The organism is Mailhella massiliensis (assembly GCF_020741395.1).
Lineage (GTDB): Bacteria > Desulfobacterota > Desulfovibrionia > Desulfovibrionales > Desulfovibrionaceae > Mailhella > Mailhella massiliensis_A.
Genome location: NZ_DYZA01000246.1, coordinates 1 through 3,327, shown reverse-complemented (window position 1 = coordinate 3,327; position 3,327 = coordinate 1). Strand labels below are relative to the sequence as shown.

Below are 3,327 nucleotides of genomic sequence, written 5' to 3'. Positions count from 1 at the left end.
CAATGTGGAAGGCCATTTCCACGGAACTGGCAATGTAGGCCTCCGCCTCGCCCCCCACCAGGCGGTTCAGAGCATTGGTGATGGAATCGGCCTGTACCACGGTGCAGCCCATATCCAGCATCTTGGGCATATAGGCGTCGCCGCGCTGGAGAATGACTCTGTGCCCGGCAAGGTCGCGCTCCATGGTGAACTGATGTTCCTGCCCCGCCACCAGAATGGCGCGGTTCAGGGCAAGGGGCGTGACCAGCACGTCGGAAAAATCGTTCTTCAAATTCACGGGCAGAAGGCCCACCATGGCGTCGATTTCCCCGCGCTGAAGCTTCTGTTCCAGCTTGCGGGCATTGCTCTGCACGAAAACAATGTCCATACCAAGTTCCCCGGCTATCTTCACGCTGAGATCCACGGCAAGACCGAGAAGCCCGTCACGGCTCTCGTTCAGGAAGGAAAGAGGGGCGGAATGGGGCGGCACTCCTATGACGAGGCGGCGTGCTCTGTCCGGCATGCCGGAATCGGCCGGACTTGCCGGAGGTGGAACGACACAAAAAAAAACGAAAAGCAGCAAAAATATGGGCAGGCGACGCATGGCAGACTCCTCATCATGATAAAACACCATGCGTCCCTTTGCCGCAAGAAAAAAAAGCGTGCGGCTTTCCGCACACAAAACCCCGCCATGTGCGGAAATTCTCACGCTCAAACGGACGAGAGGAGTGTATCCCCCTTGATATCACTACAAAAATCATTATGGCACGTTCTTTGCTAAAGCATATTCAAACACTTCTTGCTTTCAACCTTACATGAGGAAGATACATGAACCGTCGTCAATTTCTTCTGGGACTGTCCGCCGCGGCGGCAGCTTCGGCCGCGCCTTCCTTAAGCTGGGCCTTCCCTTCCGTGTTCCCTCACGGCACCACCATTTACAAGCCGGAAAAATGCTGGAACGGCTACACCGTGTTCGGCGTGGAAACGGCCGGGCAGGGCTGCGTGCTCATCGACATGAACGGCAACGTCGTGCATGAATGGAAAAACGTGAACGAACTTGAACACCCCACCAAGCTGCTCAAAGGCGGCTATGTCATGGGCGCTACAAGGCAGAAGCCGGAAATGAAGGGCCGCACCTACGGTGATCCCATGTCCGCCGACCTCTCCATCTGCGACTTCGACGGCAACATCGTGCGCAACATCCCCCTTGCGGGCATGCATCACGACTTTCAGGTGGAAGGCAGCCCCACGGGCTACCACAGCCCGGACATGCCCGTGGAATACAAGCCGGAAGGCAGAATTCTCGTGCTTTCCCACCTCTTCACCGAAAACCCGGCCATCACGAAGAAAAAGCCCCTGGACGACGACTATCTCTTCGAGATGGACAAGGACAACAACATCCTCTGGGACTGGAAGGCCTTTGAGCACTTCGACGAGCTGAAGCTCCCCGAAGACCTCAAGAAAACCATGTACAAGTTCCCCACCTGGCAGATGACCCGCACCCCGGGCGTGAAGGCGGCGGACTGGATGCACATGAACTCCGCCTCCGCCCTCGGCCCCAACCGCTGGTATGACGAAGACCCGGTGAAATACGCGGCCTTCCACCCGGACAACATCATCTGCTCCTGCCGCCAGCTCAACACCTGCTTCATCATCGACAAAGCCACCAAAAAAATCGTGTGGCAGATAGGCCCCACCTTCTACCCCGACGACAAGTGGGAGTTCGGCGGCAAGGAATACAAGCGCGCCCTGTACAAACTCGGCCAGATCGTGGGCCAGCACCACTGTCACATGATTCCCAAGGGCCTGCCCGGGGCGGGCAACATCCTCGTGTACGACAACGGCGGCTTCGCCGGTTACGGCGAAAGAAACCCCACCTCCCCCATGGGCTGGAGCAACGCAAGGCGCGACTATTCCCGCGTCATCGAGTTCGACCCCGTCACGCTCAAGAAGGTATGGGAACATTCCGCCGCCACCATGGGCCTGCGCGAAACCTACAAGTTCTACAGCGACTATGTGAGTTCCGCCCAGCGCCTGCCCAACGGCAACACCCTCATCACCAACGGCGCCGTGGGACAGTTCCAGGAAGTCACGCCCGAACATGAAATCGTGTGGGAATACATAAGCCCCTGGTACAACCCCAACGGCAGGTTCAATCTGGTGTACCGCGCCTACCGCGTGCCCTACGACTATGTGCCCCAGCTCAGAAAGCCGCAGGAATTCGCCGTGACTCCGCCGGAAAACACCACCTTCACCATTCCCGCCAGCAAGACGCCCTACAAGGCGGGAGCCTGACTTTCTCCTGCGGTAAAGGCCGGCTCTCCTGCCCGGCCCTGAACAAGTCCCGGCCCCTCCCTGTATTCTCCTGAAGGGAAGGGCCGGGAAAACCGGAACAGATGGAATACCTCCATCGAAACGCTCTCACGGAGCTTTTATGAAATCGTCTCTCGCATCTCTTTTTCTCGGCGTCTTTCTCTGCGCCGCCTCTCCGGCCTTGGCCGAAGACGTGGAACTCGGTCCCGACGCCTTCGACCTGAACAAGGCCACGGCAGAGCAGCTCATGGACATTCCCGACGCCAACATCACCCCGGAAATGGCCGAGGCCATAGTGGACATGGCCAAAAACAAGCCCTTTGAACTGCCTGAGGACTTTCTGAAGGTTCCGGGGCTGGACAACCACACGCTCCAGGCCATCAACCCCATTGAGCACGGCGGCACCCTGTGGTACGATCCAGACGCCGAATTGACGCTCGCCCCTTCAAAGTGCTGATTTTACCGGAGATTTTTATACATGACCCGTATTGCCGTACCGCTGCTTGCAGTCTGCCTGACGGCCGCACCTGCGTATGCCGGGTCTTTCAGCTTCAACAGGGCCGGCGCGGAAAAAATGGTGCGCGACTGCGCGGAGGAAGGAGTGAATCTTCCCATGGAGGTCGCGCAGGCCATTGTGAAGGCGCGCAAAAGCATGCGCTTCACCACCTCCGGCGACCTTACCGACATTCCCGGCATGACGGAAGAGCTCATCAAGGAACTCGACCCCATCGAGGAAGAAAACGACCTCGTTTTCAACCCCAACGCCCTGCCCGGCATGAAGTCGTATTGAGTGCTCTTTATCCCTGAGCATCTTCACCATAATCCATCATACGTTCATCTCTCGGGAAAACCATTCCTTTTCTCTGCTTTTAAATAAGTAGGGTTTTCCATATTTCATATTAATTTATGTCAAACTATTTTTCCTTTATCGTTATAGGAGGAATTTTATGAGGATTTTATTCTTTTCATTTTTATTTTTGCTTGCGTCTTCAACGCAAGCATTAGCTGAACAAAATTTATCTGTTGTAATATCAG

At 56.2% G+C, this 3,327-nt stretch carries 4 protein-coding genes; 3 read left to right on the top strand and 1 reads right to left on the bottom strand.

Annotated elements, in window-relative coordinates; genetic code table 11:
- The coding region (locus tag K8W16_RS11985; RefSeq protein ID WP_304124170.1) for an ABC transporter substrate-binding protein at positions 1–613 on the bottom strand (613 nt) is incomplete at its 3' end.
- Between the two features lie 194 nt (positions 614–807).
- Between K8W16_RS11985 and K8W16_RS11980 the strand changes: the two genes are divergently transcribed.
- The 3 genes from K8W16_RS11980 (at position 808) to K8W16_RS11970 (ending at position 3,082) form a co-directional block, all read left to right on the top strand.
- Positions 808–2,274 carry an aryl-sulfate sulfotransferase gene (locus K8W16_RS11980; protein ID WP_304124167.1) on the top strand — a complete coding sequence of 489 codons (1,467 nt, stop codon included), beginning with the start codon at positions 808–810 and terminating at the stop codon, positions 2,272–2,274.
- 139 nt (positions 2,275–2,413) lie between these two features.
- Positions 2,414–2,749: a helix-hairpin-helix domain-containing protein gene (locus K8W16_RS11975; RefSeq protein ID WP_304124164.1), complete on the top strand. Its 336-nt coding sequence runs from the start codon at positions 2,414–2,416 to the stop codon at positions 2,747–2,749.
- A gap of 21 nt (positions 2,750–2,770) precedes the next feature.
- Positions 2,771–3,082: a hypothetical protein gene (locus K8W16_RS11970; protein ID WP_304124161.1), complete on the top strand. Its 312-nt coding sequence runs from the start codon at positions 2,771–2,773 to the stop codon at positions 3,080–3,082.
- Positions 3,083–3,327: the final 245 nt, after the last annotated feature.

Excerpts from the sequence above, each read along its gene's own strand:
- K8W16_RS11980 (WP_304124167.1), top strand. The coding sequence starts at position 808 with ATGAACCGTCGTCAATTTCTTCTGGGACTGTCCGCCGCGGCGGCAGCT.
- K8W16_RS11975 (WP_304124164.1), top strand. The coding sequence starts at position 2,414 with ATGAAATCGTCTCTCGCATCTCTTTTTCTCGGCGTCTTTCTCTGCGCC.
- K8W16_RS11970 (WP_304124161.1), top strand. The coding sequence starts at position 2,771 with ATGACCCGTATTGCCGTACCGCTGCTTGCAGTCTGCCTGACGGCCGCA.